The sequence below is a fragment of the Bradyrhizobium sp. RD5-C2 genome (assembly GCF_019972155.1).
Lineage (GTDB): Bacteria > Pseudomonadota > Alphaproteobacteria > Rhizobiales > Xanthobacteraceae > Bradyrhizobium.
This window is the reverse complement of record NZ_BOVL01000012.1, coordinates 388,298-403,890: the sequence shown is the minus strand read 5'-3', so window position 1 is coordinate 403,890 and position 15,593 is coordinate 388,298. Positions and strand designations below refer to the sequence as shown.

The 15,593-nt window shown below is 65.5% G+C and carries 16 protein-coding genes; 6 read left to right on the top strand and 10 right to left on the bottom strand.

Features of this window, described 5'->3' with window-relative positions; genetic code table 11:
* Position 1 precedes the first annotated feature (1 nt).
* Positions 2-448, top strand: coding sequence for a TonB system transport protein ExbD (gene exbD, locus BraRD5C2_RS16210; RefSeq protein ID WP_223969705.1), 447 nt, complete (start codon positions 2-4; stop codon positions 446-448).
* Positions 449-453: 5 nt separating this feature from the next.
* Positions 454-1,275 carry an energy transducer TonB family protein gene (locus BraRD5C2_RS16205; protein ID WP_223969704.1) on the top strand — a complete coding sequence of 274 codons (822 nt, stop codon included), beginning with the start codon at positions 454-456 and terminating at the stop codon, positions 1,273-1,275.
* A gap of 169 nt (positions 1,276-1,444) precedes the next feature.
* On the opposite strand, the gene BraRD5C2_RS16200 is transcribed toward BraRD5C2_RS16205, so the two are convergent.
* The 4 genes from BraRD5C2_RS16200 to BraRD5C2_RS16185 all read right to left on the bottom strand — a co-directional run bounded on the left by BraRD5C2_RS16200 (position 1,445) and on the right by BraRD5C2_RS16185 (position 5,936).
* Positions 1,445-2,287: a carbohydrate ABC transporter permease gene (locus BraRD5C2_RS16200; protein ID WP_223969818.1), complete on the bottom strand. Its 843-nt coding sequence runs from the start codon at positions 2,285-2,287 to the stop codon at positions 1,445-1,447.
* Positions 2,288-2,327: 40 nt separating this feature from the next.
* Entirely contained in the window at positions 2,328-3,284 is a 957-nt protein-coding gene (locus BraRD5C2_RS16195) for a carbohydrate ABC transporter permease (protein WP_223969703.1), read from the bottom strand.
* Positions 3,285-3,414: 130 nt separating this feature from the next.
* Positions 3,415-4,761: an ABC transporter substrate-binding protein gene (locus BraRD5C2_RS16190; protein WP_223969702.1), complete on the bottom strand. Its 1,347-nt coding sequence runs from the start codon at positions 4,759-4,761 to the stop codon at positions 3,415-3,417.
* Positions 4,762-4,892: 131 nt separating this feature from the next.
* A complete protein-coding gene (locus BraRD5C2_RS16185) occupies positions 4,893-5,936 on the bottom strand; it encodes a C-terminal binding protein (protein ID WP_223969701.1) in 1,044 nt (347 codons plus the stop codon).
* Between the two features lie 269 nt (positions 5,937-6,205).
* On the opposite strand from BraRD5C2_RS16185, the gene BraRD5C2_RS16180 reads away from it, so the two are divergent.
* Positions 6,206-7,891 (top strand): methyl-accepting chemotaxis protein, encoded by a 1,686-nt coding sequence (locus BraRD5C2_RS16180; protein WP_223969700.1) that lies wholly within the window; start codon positions 6,206-6,208, stop codon positions 7,889-7,891.
* 220 nt (positions 7,892-8,111) lie between these two features.
* On the opposite strand, the gene BraRD5C2_RS16175 is transcribed toward BraRD5C2_RS16180, so the two are convergent.
* On the bottom strand, positions 8,112-8,495 hold the full coding sequence (locus tag BraRD5C2_RS16175; RefSeq protein ID WP_223969699.1) for a nuclear transport factor 2 family protein: 384 nt from the start codon (positions 8,493-8,495) through the stop codon (positions 8,112-8,114).
* A 133-nt stretch (positions 8,496-8,628) separates the two neighbouring features.
* On the opposite strand from BraRD5C2_RS16175, the gene BraRD5C2_RS16170 reads away from it, so the two are divergent.
* Positions 8,629-9,585, top strand: coding sequence for a LysR family transcriptional regulator (locus BraRD5C2_RS16170; RefSeq protein WP_223969698.1), 957 nt, complete (start codon positions 8,629-8,631; stop codon positions 9,583-9,585).
* 14 nt (positions 9,586-9,599) lie between these two features.
* Here BraRD5C2_RS16170 and BraRD5C2_RS16165 read toward each other — a convergent pair whose 3' ends face one another.
* Together BraRD5C2_RS16165 and BraRD5C2_RS16160 are read right to left on the bottom strand one after the other, a co-directional pair.
* Positions 9,600-10,556, bottom strand: coding sequence for a DMT family transporter (locus tag BraRD5C2_RS16165; protein WP_223969697.1), 957 nt, complete (start codon positions 10,554-10,556; stop codon positions 9,600-9,602).
* A 317-nt stretch (positions 10,557-10,873) separates the two neighbouring features.
* Positions 10,874-11,719: an HD domain-containing protein gene (locus BraRD5C2_RS16160; protein ID WP_223969696.1), complete on the bottom strand. Its 846-nt coding sequence runs from the start codon at positions 11,717-11,719 to the stop codon at positions 10,874-10,876.
* A 118-nt stretch (positions 11,720-11,837) separates the two neighbouring features.
* On the opposite strand from BraRD5C2_RS16160, the gene BraRD5C2_RS16155 reads away from it, so the two are divergent.
* Positions 11,838-12,239, top strand: coding sequence for a DUF1330 domain-containing protein (locus BraRD5C2_RS16155; protein ID WP_223969695.1), 402 nt, complete (start codon positions 11,838-11,840; stop codon positions 12,237-12,239).
* Positions 12,240-12,383: 144 nt separating this feature from the next.
* On the opposite strand, the gene BraRD5C2_RS16150 is transcribed toward BraRD5C2_RS16155, so the two are convergent.
* Positions 12,384-13,001 (bottom strand): TetR/AcrR family transcriptional regulator, encoded by a 618-nt coding sequence (locus BraRD5C2_RS16150; protein WP_223969694.1) that lies wholly within the window; start codon positions 12,999-13,001, stop codon positions 12,384-12,386.
* A gap of 75 nt (positions 13,002-13,076) precedes the next feature.
* On the opposite strand from BraRD5C2_RS16150, the gene BraRD5C2_RS16145 reads away from it, so the two are divergent.
* Positions 13,077-13,481 carry a hypothetical protein gene (locus BraRD5C2_RS16145; RefSeq protein WP_223969693.1) on the top strand — a complete coding sequence of 135 codons (405 nt, stop codon included), beginning with the start codon at positions 13,077-13,079 and terminating at the stop codon, positions 13,479-13,481.
* 2 nt (positions 13,482-13,483) lie between these two features.
* Here the strand turns inward: BraRD5C2_RS16145 and BraRD5C2_RS16140 are convergent, their stop codons facing one another.
* A complete protein-coding gene (locus BraRD5C2_RS16140) occupies positions 13,484-14,638 on the bottom strand; it encodes an alpha-hydroxy acid oxidase (protein WP_223969817.1) in 1,155 nt (384 codons plus the stop codon).
* Between the two features lie 107 nt (positions 14,639-14,745).
* The gene (locus BraRD5C2_RS16135) at positions 14,746-15,555 is read right to left on the bottom strand and encodes an MlaD family protein (protein WP_223969692.1); all 810 of its coding nucleotides are present in this window, start codon (positions 15,553-15,555) and stop codon (positions 14,746-14,748) included.
* Positions 15,556-15,593: the final 38 nt, after the last annotated feature.

Sequence of the window (15,593 nt, the reverse complement as noted above, 5' to 3'; positions counted from 1 at the left end):
GATGGGCGCGAAGCTCGGTTCTGGCGGTGCATTCGGCGGCCGGCGTCGCAGCGACGACGATCTGGTCGAGGCGCATGAAATCAACGTCACGCCGTTCATCGACGTGATGCTGGTGCTGCTGATCATCTTCATGGTGGCGGCGCCGCTCGCGACTGTCGATCTCGGCGTCGATCTGCCGGCCTCGACCGCGGAGCCGCAGCCGCGGCCGGACAAGCCGGTATTCGTCACGGTGAAGCCCGACCTCTCGGTCGCGGTCGGCGAGGACGTGATCGCGCGCGACGCGCTGACCGCGACCCTTGATGGCGCGACGCAGGGCAAGAAAGACGAGCGCATCTTCCTGCGCGCCGACAAGGCCGTCAGCTATGGCGACCTGATGGAGGTGATGAACCTGTTGCGCAATGCCGGCTATCTCAAGATCGCGCTGGTCGGCCTCGACGGGCGAAGCTGATCTCGATGAACGTGTATGCGCTCCATGGTGCGGGCGACGATATCAGGCTGAGGCGGTGGAGCCTGTCGGCGCTCGCGATCTTGGCCGCGCATGCTGCGCTGATTGCGCTCGGCATCACATGGGTCTCGGTGCCGCCGCCGGGCGTCGCGGTGCCGGCCGTGCTGGTCGACCTGACGCCGATCACCTCGGCGCCGGCGATTTCCGAGACCGAGCTGCCGCCGGGCCCGGCGATGCAGGAGGCTGACGCGTCGCCGCCGGAGCCTGCCGCCGCGCGGCCCGTGCCGGAGGAGATCGCGCCGACGCCGCTGCAGGAGAAGCCCGAGGTGACGGCGCCGCCGGAGCAGAAGCAGCAGGCCACGCCGCCGAAGCCCGAGCCCGCAAAGGTCGTTCCGGAGCGGAAGCCCGAACCGATCAAGCCCAAGGTGGTCCGTCGCGAGGCCAAGAAGCCGTCCGAGGCGACGCCCGCGCCGCGCACCAGCGCGCCGAGCCGGGCCGAGCGTCAGGCGCCCGCAGCATCCGCGATCAGCGCCGGCGCAGCGGCGTCGGCGATCGCGGCCTACAACGCACGCGTCCGCGCCCATCTGCTGCGCTTCCACTCCTATCCCGCCGGCGGCAACGGCCAGCGTGGCGTGGTCCGGCTGGTGTTCACGCTCGGCCGCGGCGGGCAGGTGCTGTCGAGCCATCTCGGCGGCTCCTCGGGCAATCCGACCTTCGACGCGCGGGCGCTGGCGATGGTGCGCCAGGCCCAGCCGTTTCCGGCGTTTCCATCCGAGGTCACGCAGGGCTCGATGGGTTTCAGCGTGCCGGTTGCGTTCGTGCCAAGGTAGCGTCCGATACTCTTGACGGGCGATCTCGCTATCCCGTCATCCTGAGGTGCGCGCACCGCGTCTCGAAGGATGCACGGCCCGGCTGGTGGCCGTTCATCCTTCAAGGCTCGCTCCGCTCGCACCTCAGGATGACGGTGACAGACTGAGTTCGCTTCGACCGATGCCCCCGCTACTCCTTCACAGCCCCCGTCAGCGACGACACGTAGTAGTCGACGAACAGCGAGTAGAACAGCGCGACCGGCAGCGAGCCGAGCAGGGAGCCGGCCATCAGCGCGCCCCACTGGTACACGTCGCCGGTGATGAGCTCGGTCAGGATCGCGACCGGCACGGTCTTGTTGGCGCCGCTCTGGATGAAGGCGAGCGCGTAGATGAACTCGTTCCAGGATAGCGTAAAGGAGAAGATGCCGGCCGAGATCAGACCGGGCACCGCGAGCGGCAGCGTGATCCGCCACAGGATCTGCAGCCGCGTCGCGCCGTCGACCAGCGCGCATTCCTCGAGCTCGTAGGGGATCGACTTGAAATAGCCGATTAGCAGCCAGGTGCAGAACGGCACCAGGAAGGTCGGATAGACCAGGATCAGCGCCAGCGGTGAATCGAACAGGCCGAACTGCACGATCACCGTGGCAAGCGGAATGAACAGGATCGACGGCGGCACCAGATAGGCGAGGTAGATGCCGAGCCCGACATAGGGGCTGCCGCGGAAGCGCAGCCGCTCGATCGCGTAGGCGGCAAGCGTCGAGGCGAACAGCGACAGGAAAGTCGAGCCGATCGCGACCAGCATGGTGGTCTTCAGCCAGCGCGGATACGAGGTGTCGAACAGCAGATGCTTGACATGCGCGAGCGTCGGCGAGGTGATCCAGAACGGATTGTGCTCCTTGTAGTTCAAGAGCTCCGCGTTCGGCTTGAACGAGGTGATCGCCATCCAGTAGAACGGGAACAACAGGATCAGGACGAAGCAGGCGAGCGGCAGATAGATCATCACCACGCGACGGGCGCCGGAGTCCCACGACATCGTGTCCGGTGCGGCGCGCGCGACGTTGGAGGCTGCGACGTCAGTCATTGGCTTCTCCCTGCTGCCATTTGCGGCGGGCGAGGCCGAAGTAGCTGAACAACGTCGCGAACACCAGGAACGGGATCATCGAGACCGCAATCGCAGCACCTTCGCCGAGTTCGCCGCCGGCGATGCCGCGCTGGAACGCCAGCGTTGCGAGCAGATGGGTCGAGTTGACCGGGCCGCCGCGGGTGATGGCGTAGACCAGCTGGAAATCGGTGAAAGTGAAGATGATCGAGAACGTCATCACGATCGCCAGGATCGGCATCATCATCGGGAAGGTGATGTAGCGGAAGCGCTGCCAGGAGGTGGCGCCGTCGAGCATCGCTGCCTCATAGAGCGAGGGCGAGATGGTCTGCAGCCCGGCCAGCAGCGAGATCGCGACGAACGGGATGCCGCGCCAGATGTTGGCCGCGATCAGCGAGAACCGCGCCGGCCAGGGCGAGCCGAGGAAGTCGACATTGCTGTCGCGCAGGTGCAGCACGTCGACCAGCAGATAGGAGATGATCGAGAACTGCGGATCGTAGATCCACCAGAATGCCAGTGCGGAGAGCACCGTCGGCACGATCCACGGCAGCAGCACGATGGCGCGGATCAGGCTCTTGAACGGGAAATGGTTGTTGAGCAGCAGCGCCAGCCAGAAGCCGAGCGCGAATTTTCCGAAGGTCGCGACCGCGGTATAGAAGATCGAGTAGAACACCGCGTTCCACCACAGCGGGTCCTTGAGCAGATACTGGAAATTCTCGAGCCCGATATAGATGCCGCGCTGGCCGATCGTGGTGTCGGTGAAGGCGAGCCAGATGCCGAGGCCGAGCGGATAGGTGAGGAACACCAGCAGCAGGCCGATCGCGGGCGCCAGGCACATCACGATCAGGAACGGCTTGTAGTCGAACAGCCGCACGAGCCGGCCCGGCTGGCGCAGCACTCGTGCCCGTGAAGGGAGTGTCGTTACAGACATTGAATGCTCGTCAGCTGCCGTCATTGCGAGGAGCGAAGCGACGAAGCAATCCGTTCCCTCGTGTTACCATGGATTGCTTCGCTTCGCTCGCAATGACGGTTGGTCCAGATCCACGGTTCAATGACCGCCGTTACCGGCCCTGCCGCCGGAAGTACCGCTTGGCGCGCTGCTCGGCTTCCGCGGCCGCGGCTTCCGGCGTTGCAGCGTCGGTCGCCACCGAGGCGCACATCTGCACCAGCACATAGTCGGCGGTGACGGCGCCGGTCGCGGTCGAGATCGGCCCCTTGTAGCCGTTGTAATAGGGGCTCTTCATCGTGTCCTTGAAGATCGCGACCTTGGGATCGCCCGACCACACCGCAGCGTCCGCGTAGGCCGCAAGCGGCTGCGACCAGTAGCCGGAGTTGGCGTTGAGCCACGGCTCGTACTGCTCCTTCTCCAGCATGAATTGCAGGAACGCCTTCGCCGCGTTGGGATACGGGCTGTGCTTGAACGCCATCGCATTCAGGGTCAGGCCCGACATCGGCGAAGTCGATGCCAATCCCCTGGGCAGGAGCTGATGCTCGGTGTCGTCGGCGACCGCCTTGGTCGCGGGATCGTTCTTCAGCGAGAAGTACAGCGAGACGCCGTTGGCGGTCAGGCCGATTTCCTGCGACGAGTAGGCGCGGTTGTTGGAGACGTCGTTCCAGGACGGCGTGCCGGCGATGAAGGTCGGATAGAGCTCCTTCAAATATTTCAGCGCCCCGATCGTCTCCTTGCTGTTGACGATGATATTGCCTTCCTCATCGAGCAGCGCTGCGTTGTGCGACCACAACAGCCAGTTGGCGAAGCCGTTGCCGTCGCCGACGGCGTTGCCGAGCGCGAAGCCCGCCGGCTTGCCGGTCGCCTTCAGCTTCTTGCAGAGTTCGAGAATGCCGGCGTGGTCTTCCGGCACCTTGTCGAAGCCGGCCGCGTTGACCAGCGACTTGCGGTAGACCAGCGGGCCGCCCGAGGCGCCGAACGGCAGGCCGATCCAGCTCTTCGACTTCGAGCGCATGCCGTAGCGGCGCGCCAGCGTCAGCCATCCGCCGTAGCGCTTGTCGAGATAGTCGGCGACGTCGGTCAGCTCGATCAGCTTGTCGATATAGATGTGCGGCGCGTCGCCGAAGCCGATGATGATGTCGGGGCCGGCGCCGGAGTTAGAGGTCACCGCGGTCTGCTGATTGATGTCTTCCCAGCCGACGAAGTCGACCTTGACCTCGACGCCGGTCTTGTCGGTGAACTTCTTGGCATTGGCGCGGAACACGTCTTCGTCGGCCTGCACGAAGCGCACCGGCCGCAGCATGCGCAGGGTCGCCCCCTTCTCGATCGGCAGCGACGGCGCCGCCACGTCGGCAGCCTTCACCTTCGACGCTTCCTGCGCCGAAGCGCCGGTGATTGCCAGTGCCGCCGCGGAAGCTCCCAGCGCCAGCGCGTCGCGACGCGTGACCTCGTACTTCATGTCGTTCGCACTCCCTGCCTTTATTGTTCCTTCCCGGCGTTGGCCGCCGGTGAAGGTTGTCACGACGTCCATCGTGCAAAGGGCTCGTATCGTCGGTGAGACGAGCCTTCGCGCGAAGCGCGTCGCCCGCCTCAGCTGTTCGGACCGCGATCCATGCTGACGGGTTGCCAGCGGCGCAGCGCGGTGTCTTGCAGCACCGACGGGTTGACGCAGCTTACCGGCCACATGCCTTGCAGCACTAGTGACAATTCGTAGCCCACCCGACGCTTGCGCGCCTCGTCAAAACGTGCCGATGCCGAGGCGACATGAGCGGTCAAGGTAACATTGTCCATCCCGAGCATCGGATTGTTGTGGGACGGCGGCTCTTTCTCCAGCACGTCGAGCGCGGCGTGGGCGATCCAGCCCTCCTGCAATGCTTTGATCAGCGATTCCTCATCGACGGTGGCGCCGCGGCCGGTGTTGATGAAGATGGCCGACTTTTTCATCTGACGAAAATGCTTCTCGGTCAGCATGTGATGCACTTCGGGCCGCGCCGGCGCGTGCATCGAGACGAAATCGGATTGCGACAGCACCTCCGACAGCGTCGAGGGAATCACGCCGTGGTCGTACATCAGCGTTTCCTGGATGAAGGGATCGTAGGCCACCATCTTGAGGCCGAACGGCGCGGCGCGCTTGGCCACCGCGCGGGCGACGCGGCCGAACGAGATGAAGCCGAGCGTCTGGCCCATCAGCCGTGGAATCTTCAAGAGCGCCGGGCGGCCCTCGGCCCAGCGGCCTGAGCGCACCATCTTGTCCTGCTCGATCAGGCGGCGGAAGCCGGCGAGCAGCAGCATCATGGCGTGGTCGGCAACTTCCTCGATGAAGGTGTCGGGGATGTTGGTGACCGGGATGCCGCGGGCGGTCGCGGCCTTGACGTCGACCGAGTCGACGCCGACGCTGCCGAGCGTGATCACCTTGCAGTTCTCGAGCGCATCGATCACCGCCTTGGTGATCGGCATGCCCTTGGCGTAGATCGCGTCCGCGGTGCGGGCGGCGGCGACGAATTCGGCCTCGTTGGCCGGTGCCTCGACGATTTCGGCGCCGATCGGATCGAGCGCCTCCCGCTCATAGTCATAGCCGCCGCCGGCGACCGTGAAGCTCGCGCCCTTCGGCGTCACCACCCTGAATTTCGACATTGTCTGCTCCCGATTGAGGTCTTCTGTTCTTGCTTCTTGCTGGTTTGCTTCTTGATGTTCTTGATTCCCGGAGCGCGGCCTGGATCACCGCTGTCCCTACTTCTACGCGAGCGGCGCCGGTCTCTCCACAATTGCCGGTTGGTCCGCGGCCCGATTCTCCGGGCTTCTACGGGGAACCTCCGTAACCATCAGGTAAAGGGTCTCACATTACGGTGAGCGGAATCAATCCGCCAATCGCGTCGCGTTCCCCGCCTCGTCTGGAGATCCCCGTGAAGCTGTCAAATCTGAAGATCACCCCCAAGCTCGGCATTCTGGTGGGGGTGACCCTCCTCGGTCTGTGCACGGCCGGCATCCTCGCCGGTCAGCTGATGCAGCGTGAGATGACAAATGCTCGCATCGACCAGGCCAAGGCCATGGTCGAGATGGCGAAGAACATGGCAGCAAGCCTGAAGAAGGATGTCGACGCCGGCAAGTTGACCAAGGAAGCGGCACTGGCCGAGTTGGGTAAGCGCGGCAACGCGATGACCTACGATAATGGCTCGGGCTATTTGTTCGGCACCGACTACAACGGCATCACGGTGCTGGCACCCGATCCGAAGCAGGTTGGCACCAATCGGATGGACGTCGTGACCAATGGCCGCAAGCTCTCGCAGGAGCTGATGGACGGCGTGAAGGCCAAGGGCGACATTCTGCTGTTCTATGAATACGTGAAGCCGGGTCAGGAGACACCGATCCGAAAGCTTGGTTACGCTGTCGCAGTGCCTGGCTTCGACATGTATCTCGGCACCGGCGCCTATCTCGACGATATTGACGCCAAGATGCGTCCCATTGCCTGGTTGCTCGGGCTCGCGATCCTCGGCATCGGCATCATCTCGAGTTCGGTCGCCTGGCTGATCGGGCGCAGCATCTCCCGGCCGCTCAACCTGCTGGGCTCCCGCATGCGCGACATCGCCGACGGCAAGCTCGACGGCGACATCCCCGGTGTCGGCCGCGGCGATGAGGTCGGCGGCATGGCGGCGACCGTGCAGATCTTCAAGGACAATGCGATCCGCATCCGCGGCCTCGAGCAGGCCGAGGCCGAGACGCAGGCGCGCGCCACCGCCGAACGGCGGAGCGCGATGCAGGGCCTTGCCAGTGATTTCGAGCGCAGCGTGAACGGCATCGTCCGCACGGTGGCCTCCGCCGCCGCCGGTATGCAGACCACGGCGCAGTCGATGACCGCAACCGCCAGCGATGCCAGCGCGCGGGCCGCGACCGTGGGTGCTGCCTCCGACTCCGCCTCCAACAATGTCGGCACCGTCGCCGCGGCGGCCGAGGAGCTATCGAGCTCGGTTGCGGAAATCTCCCGCCAGGTGGCGCGCTCCAGCGAAGTCGCAAGCCAAGCGGTGGCCGATGCCGAGCGCACCAACGCGACCGTGCAGGCGCTCTCCACCGGCGCCGAGAAGATCGGCGAGGTGGTCAAGCTGATCCACTCGATCGCCGCCCAAACCAATCTGCTCGCGCTCAACGCCACCATCGAGGCGGCGCGCGCCGGCGAATCCGGCCGCGGCTTCGCGGTGGTCGCCTCCGAGGTGAAGGCGCTGGCCAACCAGACTGCGAAGGCGACCGAGGAGATCTCGGCGCAGGTCGCGGCGATGCAGGCCTCAACCGGCGAAGCAGTGACCTCGATCGGTGGCATCACCGCAACCATCGCGCAGATGAGCGAGATCACGGCCTCGATCTCGACCGCGATCGACCAGCAGGGCGATGCGACGCGCGAAATCGCGCGCAACATTCAGCAGGTCGCGGCCGGCTCGAGCGAGATCTCCGCCCATATCGGCGGCGTCACCACCGCGGCCGCCGCCACCGGCACCGCGGCCGGCGACGTGCTGTCGAATGCGCGCGAGCTCGACACCCAGTCCGGCATGCTGCGCAACGCGGTCGACGAGTTCCTGCAGAAGGTACGTGCGGCGTAACGGATCGCGCAGGGTGGGTTAGCTAGCGAAGCGCAACTCACCCTGCGCATTCCACGACTGTGACGGAATTGACAGGCTTCGCAGGGGCGCGCCGCCAAAAATATCGAAAACAACCCCATGCAAAGTAGCCGGTGACGGCCGGCGTGCGACCAGCCAACTTGACACGTCGGGCAAATCAGTGTCACTTTTCTAATATTCCGAAAAGCTGGTCGTGAGGACGCTATGATCCCGCCGGGAAGACCTGCGCGACGTGAAACGCCTTGGTGGTGATGAGCCATTTGCCGTCGATCCGATGAAACACCAGATGGTCGATGAAGCCGGTTTGGCCGGCCCTGACGCGCACCTTGGCGATGACGAGATCAGACGCGGTCTGGTCGATGCTGATGATGGCCTCCTCGCGCGGCGACTTCATCGACGCCGGCGAGGGACGGCTGAGGATGAAGTCGCGGAATTCAGCGGCCGACCGCACCGTGTGCTTGCCGTCCCGGATGCCATGCACGATGCAGGCATCGGAGAAGACGTCGCGGAACCGGCTGTCGTCGACGTCATACATCAGGTCGAAATATCCATCGATCGCGGATGCGATGGCCTGGATGTCGCTCATTGCAAATCTCCGTAGCGGCTGATGTGGGGTGGCCTCACCGGATCGAACCGGTGATCTGCGCCGACAGTGGCCGATATGGTGACGGAGTGCTACGACTGGGCGGTCATCTCTTGGATGACTGAGAGGCATCGGCATGGACGAAGTTGACGGTCGACTGGTTGGCGGCCTGGTGGCCCTCGCGGCGGTGGCGGATGCGCGCAGTTTCGGCCGGGCCGCCGAACGGCTCGGCATGACGCAATCCGGCGTCAGCAAGGCAATCGCCAAGCTCGAGGCGCGCCTCAATGCCAGGCTGGTTCACCGCACCAGCCGCGCCGTCGAGCTCACCGAGGAAGGACGTGCACTCTGCGAGCGGGTTGCCGGGCATCTGGCCGGGATCGGCGAGGCGGCGGCGGAGACAGCGAAATCGCGCGATGCGGTGCGCGGCCGGCTGCGGGTCAATGTCGATCCGCTGTTCTCCCGCATGGTGCTGTCACCGAAGCTGAGCGAGTTCCTGCAACAGAATCCCGGCATGGAGCTGCGTATTGAGACCCGCGACCGGATCGCGGATCTGGTCAGCGACGGTTTTGACCTGGCGGTCCGTTTCGGCGACCCCGTGCCGTCGGCGCTGATTGCGCGCCGCGTCCTCGCGCCGCGCGTGCTCACTGTGGCCTCGCCGATCTATCTCGAACGACACGGCCGGCCGCTTGATCCGCGCGAGCTGGCGAGCCGCAACCATCAGTGCATCCAGGCAATCGACGCAGCGACCGGGCGTCCCTTCGATTGGGAGTTTTGGCGCGGCGGCGAGGTCGTGCCGGTCGCGGTCAACGGGCGGCTCACCGTGACCGATTCAGGAACCAAGCTCGGTGCTTGCCTCGCCGGCTTCGGCATTGCGCAGGTGATCGATCTCGGCCTCGACGATCACTTAAGGAGCGGCGCGCTGGTCGAGCTGTTTCCGGACTGGCCAGATGAGCGCTTTCCGCTCTACGTCTATTACGCCTCGCGTAACCACGTGCCGGCCAAGGTGAGGCGGTTTATCGACTTCATCACGGACGCGCTGGCGGCAAAGCCGCATGCGCCCCGCAAATCCGCCGGCTTGCGCAAGGTGGGCTAGCGATATCCTCGGCGTCAGCCAGGCTTCGCCGAGCCTTTGGCCGAGCCCTGCCGTGAGGCGATGATAACGCCGGCGAGCACCAGCGCGTAGCCGATCAGATGAAACGGCGCGAGCGTCTCGCCGAGCAGCAGGATCGCCATCGCCGAGCCGAACACCGGCACCAGATGGAAGAACGGCGCGGCGCGGTTCGGGCCGATCAGCGCGACACCGCGGTTGAAGAACAGATAGGCGAGCGTGGACGGGAAGATCAGCGTGTAGCCCAGCGTTGCGAAAGTTAGAACGTCGAGCTTCAGCGTCACACCGTTGGCGAATTCCCAGATAGCCACCGGCAACAGCATCAGCGCTCCGCAGCAGGTGGTGAAGGAGATCAGCGAGAGCTGATGGATTTTCGGCCGCCGCGGGATCAGCGCCGAATACAGCCCGAACGACACCAGCGAGGCGCCGAACATGATGTCACCGCGGTTGAAGCTGATGCTGGCGAGTGCCGAGAAGTCGCCGCGCAGGATGATGGTCAGCACGCCCGCCAGCGAGATCGCGATGCCGGCAAGCTGCGCCGGCGTCAGCCGCACGCCGAACAGGATCAGCGACCACAGCGCCACGAACAGCGGCCCCGCCGACTGGATCAGCAGCGCGTTCAACGCCTCGGTATATTGCATCGCCCAGTAGGAGATCGCGTTGTTGAACGCGAAGCCGACCGCGGACAACAGCAGCATCAGCGGCAGAGCCCTGCGCAGCTTCGGCCAGTCCTCCTTCAAATGCGGCCAGGCGAACGGCAGCAGGATCAGGAACACGCCGAACCAGCGGATCGTGGTCAGTGTGACCGGCGGCACATGGCTGCCGACATGCCGTGCCAGTACGATATTGGCAGCCCAGAACAGCGACGTCAGGCTGAGCAGCAGATAAGGCTGGTTGTTGAGCCAGTGCAGCGGCGAGCGGCGTGGGGTTGTGGCTGGGGCGGGCAAGGCGGTCATTATCTGGCGGATGTTGTGCCCGATTCCGCCGCCGCCACAAGACGAAAGAGCGGATTGGAGCCATGCGTGGCCGAACTCGACGTCACGCACCGCGCTCCTCAGGGTGACGGGGTGATTGCTCAGCTTACTCAGTGTCATCACCCGCGCATGCGGGTGATCCAGTATCCCAGAGACCGCGGTGCTCGAGCCGAGACGTCGCGGCGTACTGGATCGCCCGGTCAAGCCGGGCGATGACAGCGGTGGACGAGGATATAGCCTCCCATCCTCTCAGGGTGACGGGGATAGTTTCTTGCTTGCGGCCCTGCGCGGCCTCCAACCTATTTCTGCGGTCCCGACAGCGAGATGTCGCGCTCGGCGCGAAATACGTTGCCGTAGAGATTGGCGATCCATTGCCGTCCGCTGGAGGTGATGTTGAGGTGGCGGATCGCCTTCTGCACGTGCGGCGCGACGCTGTCCCAGTAGAAGCGCGGATAGAGGTCGACGAGATCGGCCGGCGAATCGTAGCCGAGCTGGCGGTTCAGTCCGGCCTCCTCGAATTCGAGGTACAGCGCGTTGGCCTTGCGAATGTAATGGGGATCGCCGAGTTGGCCGATCAGGTCGGCGGCCCGCAGCAGGATGGCCTCCTCGCCGAACTCCTCATTGCCGTCAGGCGCGCTCTGCGGAAAGCGGGTGCCCTCGATGGCGCGCGCGATGCGCTCCTTGTCGAGGAGGGCGACGCCCTTGAGCCGCTCCATCACGAAGATCTTCGAGCGGTCGACGTGATAGGACATCAGCGCCGCATCCGACGAGCCGCGCGGCAGGATCACCTTGCGGCCGTCGGCAGCGACCAGATAGCCGTTGTGGTCGTCGGCATCGAACAGCCCGCGCACATAGCCGATGTCATGGGTGAGGCAGGCGACGATGACATGCGCATAATCCTCGGCGCTCATGTGCGAGTGCAGCGCGCGGCCGCGCAGGATGGCGTGGCCGGCCAGGGTCACCAGCATGGTGTGCTCGACATTGTGATAGAGCGCGTCGCTGTTGCCGATGCATTCGATCGCGATCCGTGCGATCGAGGGCACCATCTCCACCAGCTGGGTCTGCGAAGAGCCGAAGCGGCGCTGCATGTATTCGCCGAGGAATTTGCCGAGCGCGTCGGCCGCAAGTTCGGGAAGGGTCATCACGGCATTGACCTCCGAGATCGGGCGGTGAGCTTACGGCCTGCCAGCATTTCAGGGTAGTCCCGCGATGTGACATAATCGTTGCGGCCGGACCGACCCGGCGCGGGACGGGAGCTGGTGGATGGGCGTCGATCTCTTGAACGTCAAAGGCTTGAGCGAACTGGACCACGAGGCTCCGGTCGTGATGGTCAACCTGATGCGGTTTCGCCAGCGGTCGCTCGACGGCGACGGCTCGGGCTGGGACGCCTATCTGCGCTACAGCGCGCTCACCGTCCCCATGATCAAGGCGCGCGGCGGCACGCTGCTCTGGACCGGCAGCGCTGAGACGGTCGCGCTGGGTGAGCCGGCCGGCCAGCGCTGGGATTACCTCGCACTGGTCTATTACCCGAGCGTCGCAGCCTTCCTCGAGATGATGACCTCGGCCGACTACGAGACCCGCTGCGACCCGCATCGCCGCAACGGCTGCGAGGAGCACGTCATCATCGCGACGCGCGAGGCCTACAGCAAGTTTGGGGTTGGGTAGGGGGAGCGCGAACTCTTCCCGATAGAAGCGTCGCCCTTCAAATCCATGACCGTCACCCTGAGGAGGCCGCAACGCGGCCGTCTCGAAGGGGCGACGGCCCGGCTGGTGGCCGATTCATCCTTCGAGACGCCGCTTCGCGGCTCCTCAGGATGACGGGTTGATTAGCGGCGCAAGCGCGGCGCGGCAGGCTGCCTGCACCAAGCGGCAGACCTCATCCCGCGACCGCCCTGTGCTCAGCAAGGCAAAAGTCGGGTAGCTCGTCAGCGCGAAGATCAGGTCGACGGCATCCTTGCGGGTCTGCGGCGATGCGCCCTTGCCCGCGATGCGGTCGATCAATGCGGTGACGCCGCGGCGGCGGCGTTCGTTGCGCTCGCGCAGGGCCTCGGCGAATTCGGGATCGGTCGCCATTGCGTCGTGCAGGCGGGCGACCGCGGAATCGCGGCTCCAGAATGCGCAGAAGATCTCGACCATGCGGTCGAGCGCGGCGCGCGGATCGGCCATCGCCATGGCGTCGGCGAGCTGATGCAGCCCGCCGTGGCGTGCGATCTCGTCGAACACGGCTTCCAGCAGTCCGCGCCGCGAGCCGAACTGGTTATAGACCGTCAGCCGCGTCACGCCGGCGGCCTTCGCCACCGTATCCAGCGAGAAGCGCGCAATGCTCTCGCCTTCGCGCAGCGTGCGCGAGGCGGCCTCGATCACGCGCTCGCGAGTCTCGGCGGCGGCGGCGCTGCGCGCGGGGCTCACATAGCTGCGCGGCGGCATCGGTTGGCCCTGCTTTCGTCGGATTGACTATACATTATGTATATCTAATTATCAATGCCCAGTTGGAGCGAGATCATGCAGACCGTCCTCATCATAGCCCTGTCCCTTCACGTCCTGTCATCGGTGTTTTGGGCCGGCTCCAGCTTCACTTTGGCGCGCACCGGCGGCCTCGGAGGCGAAAAGCTGCTGGTCCCGCAAATCGGCGCGGCGACGGTTGCGATCGTCACCGGCACCACGCTGTGGCGCCTGGTCCATGAAGGTTCGTTCGCATTGTCGGAGCAGATCCTGGCGGGTGGCGCGATCGCAGCGCTGGCAGCCGTTGCCGTGCAGATCATCGTCGGCGGCGGTGCGGTCAGGCAACTGCGTAATGGCGCGACCGATACGTCAGCTGCACGCTCGCAGTTGGCGGTCGCCCAGCGCATCGCAGCCGGGCTGCTCGCGATCACCGCGCTCTGCATGGGCGCGGCGCGCTACGCCTGAGCTCAGTATTTCCGCACCAGGTCCGGGGTGATCTCTTTGATGCTGCGGATGCCGAGCAGCGCGAGGTCGCGGTCGATCTCGGCGTGCAGCAGCGAGATCGCGCGCGCTACGCCAGCTTCGCCCGCGACCACGGCGCCGTAGAGGAACGGGCGGCCGATCCAGACGAAATCCGCACCGAGCGCCAGCGCCTTGATCACGTCGGTGCCACGGCGGATGCCGCCGTCCATCATGACGGTCATGCTGCCCTTCTGCGCCGCGATCTCCGGCAGCGTGCGCAGCGCGGAGACGGTGTAGTCGAGCTGGCGGCCGCCATGGTTGGAGACCATCACGCCGTCGCAGCCGTGCTCGCGCGCCAGCCGCGCGTCCTCCGGCGAGATCAGCCCCTTGACCACGAGCTTGCCGGGCCAGCGCTTGCGGATCAGCTCGATATGTTTCCAGGCGAGCTGGTCGCGACTGCCGATGTTGCGCATCAAGTTCTTGGACAGCACAGGAGGGCCCCGCTTGGCGTCCATGTTCTCGAAGTGCGGCATGCCGTGATTGAGCACGGTGCGCGCCCAGGTGTTCAGCAGCCAGTCCGGATGGGTGATGGTGTCCCAGAACACCCGGGGCGTGATCTCGAGCGGCACCTGGAAGCCGTTGCGGATGTTGTTCTCGCGGTTGGGCGGCACCGGCACGTCGGCGGTGACGACGAAGGTGTCGTAGCCGGCCGCCGCGACGCGATCGACCAGCGGTTCGATGCGCTCGGGAAGCCCGGCGAGATAGGCCTGGTACCAGGCCTGCTGATTGGCGGCGCGGACGTCCTCCAGCGTGATCAGCGAGGAGGCCGAGAGGATCATCGGGACATTGGCCGCGGCCGCGGCGCGCGCCAGCACGATGTCGCCGCGATAGGCGCACAGCGCGGATGAGCCCATCGGCGGGATCCCGAACGGCGAGGCGTAGCTCTTGCCGAACAGCGTCGTGGTCTGGTCGCGGCCGGAGACGTCCTTCAGCACGCGCGGCACGAAACCGTATTCGTCGAATGCCCGGCGATTGTCTGACCGCGCCGCGTCGGTCTCGGTGCCGCCGGAGATGTAGCCGTAGAGGAATTTCGGCAACAGCCGCCGCGCTTGCGGCTCGAAATCGTCGAGCGTGAGATAGCGCCGCAAATGCCGGGGCACGGCGCTTGCCGCGCGGTTGACGGTTGCGGGAGGCGGGGAGAGCGCTGCGGTCCGGTCGTGCACGTTGGGCGTTTCCGTTGTTCTTGGTTCTTGGTTGGAGCGCGAGGCTAGCGCCTGCCGCCGCGCCCGACAATCTTCTCGTTGAACTGGTTGACGGACTGGCTGACGTCGCTGAGCGTCTTGCGGGTCTCGGCGATCATGGCGCCGGATTTCTTGTCGAAACTCTGGATCAGCTCGCGCAGCGAGATCACGGTCGGCAGCAACTCGCCACCATATTTGTCGCTGCCGAAGCTCTTCAGGAACTTGTCGGCCGAGGTCAGCTTGGCGTCGACAGTGCTGATGCCGTCGTCGGCGGCATCGATGAAGCCCGCGATCAGCTCGCCATTGCCGGACAGCGAGTTGGTGAAGTTCTCGAGCCCGAGCAGAGAGTCCTTGATGTCGGCCTGGTTCTCGGTGATGACGCGGTCGACATTGCGCAGCGCGACCCGCAGTTTCTCCTGGATGCCCATGGTGCCTTCGGGGTCGGCGGTCAACTCGGGAATGCCGTCGGCGCCGAGCGGCGGCGGTGGGGCTTCGTCGGTGCCGCCGGTGAAGGAGATCGCGGCGATCCCGGTCAGGCCCTGGAATTCGAGACCGGCCTGGGTGTCCTTCTTGATCGGGGCGTTGCCCTCGATCCGCGTCATCGCCACCACGCGGTGCCGGTCGAGCCTGATCGAGACCACCTCGCCGATCCGCACGCCGGCGAAGTTGACGCTGGCGCCGCGGCGCAGGCCGGAGGCTGAGCCCTCGAACACGACGCGGAACGGCACCATCCGCTTGATGCCGGCATAGCGTTGATAGCCCAGCCAGCCGCCGAGCGAGCCGGCGATCAGGGCGAGCGTCAGGGTGCCGATCACGAGATTGCTGGCGCGCGCCATGCGTTTGGGACCTGTCCGCGAAGCAGACCTCAAGAGAT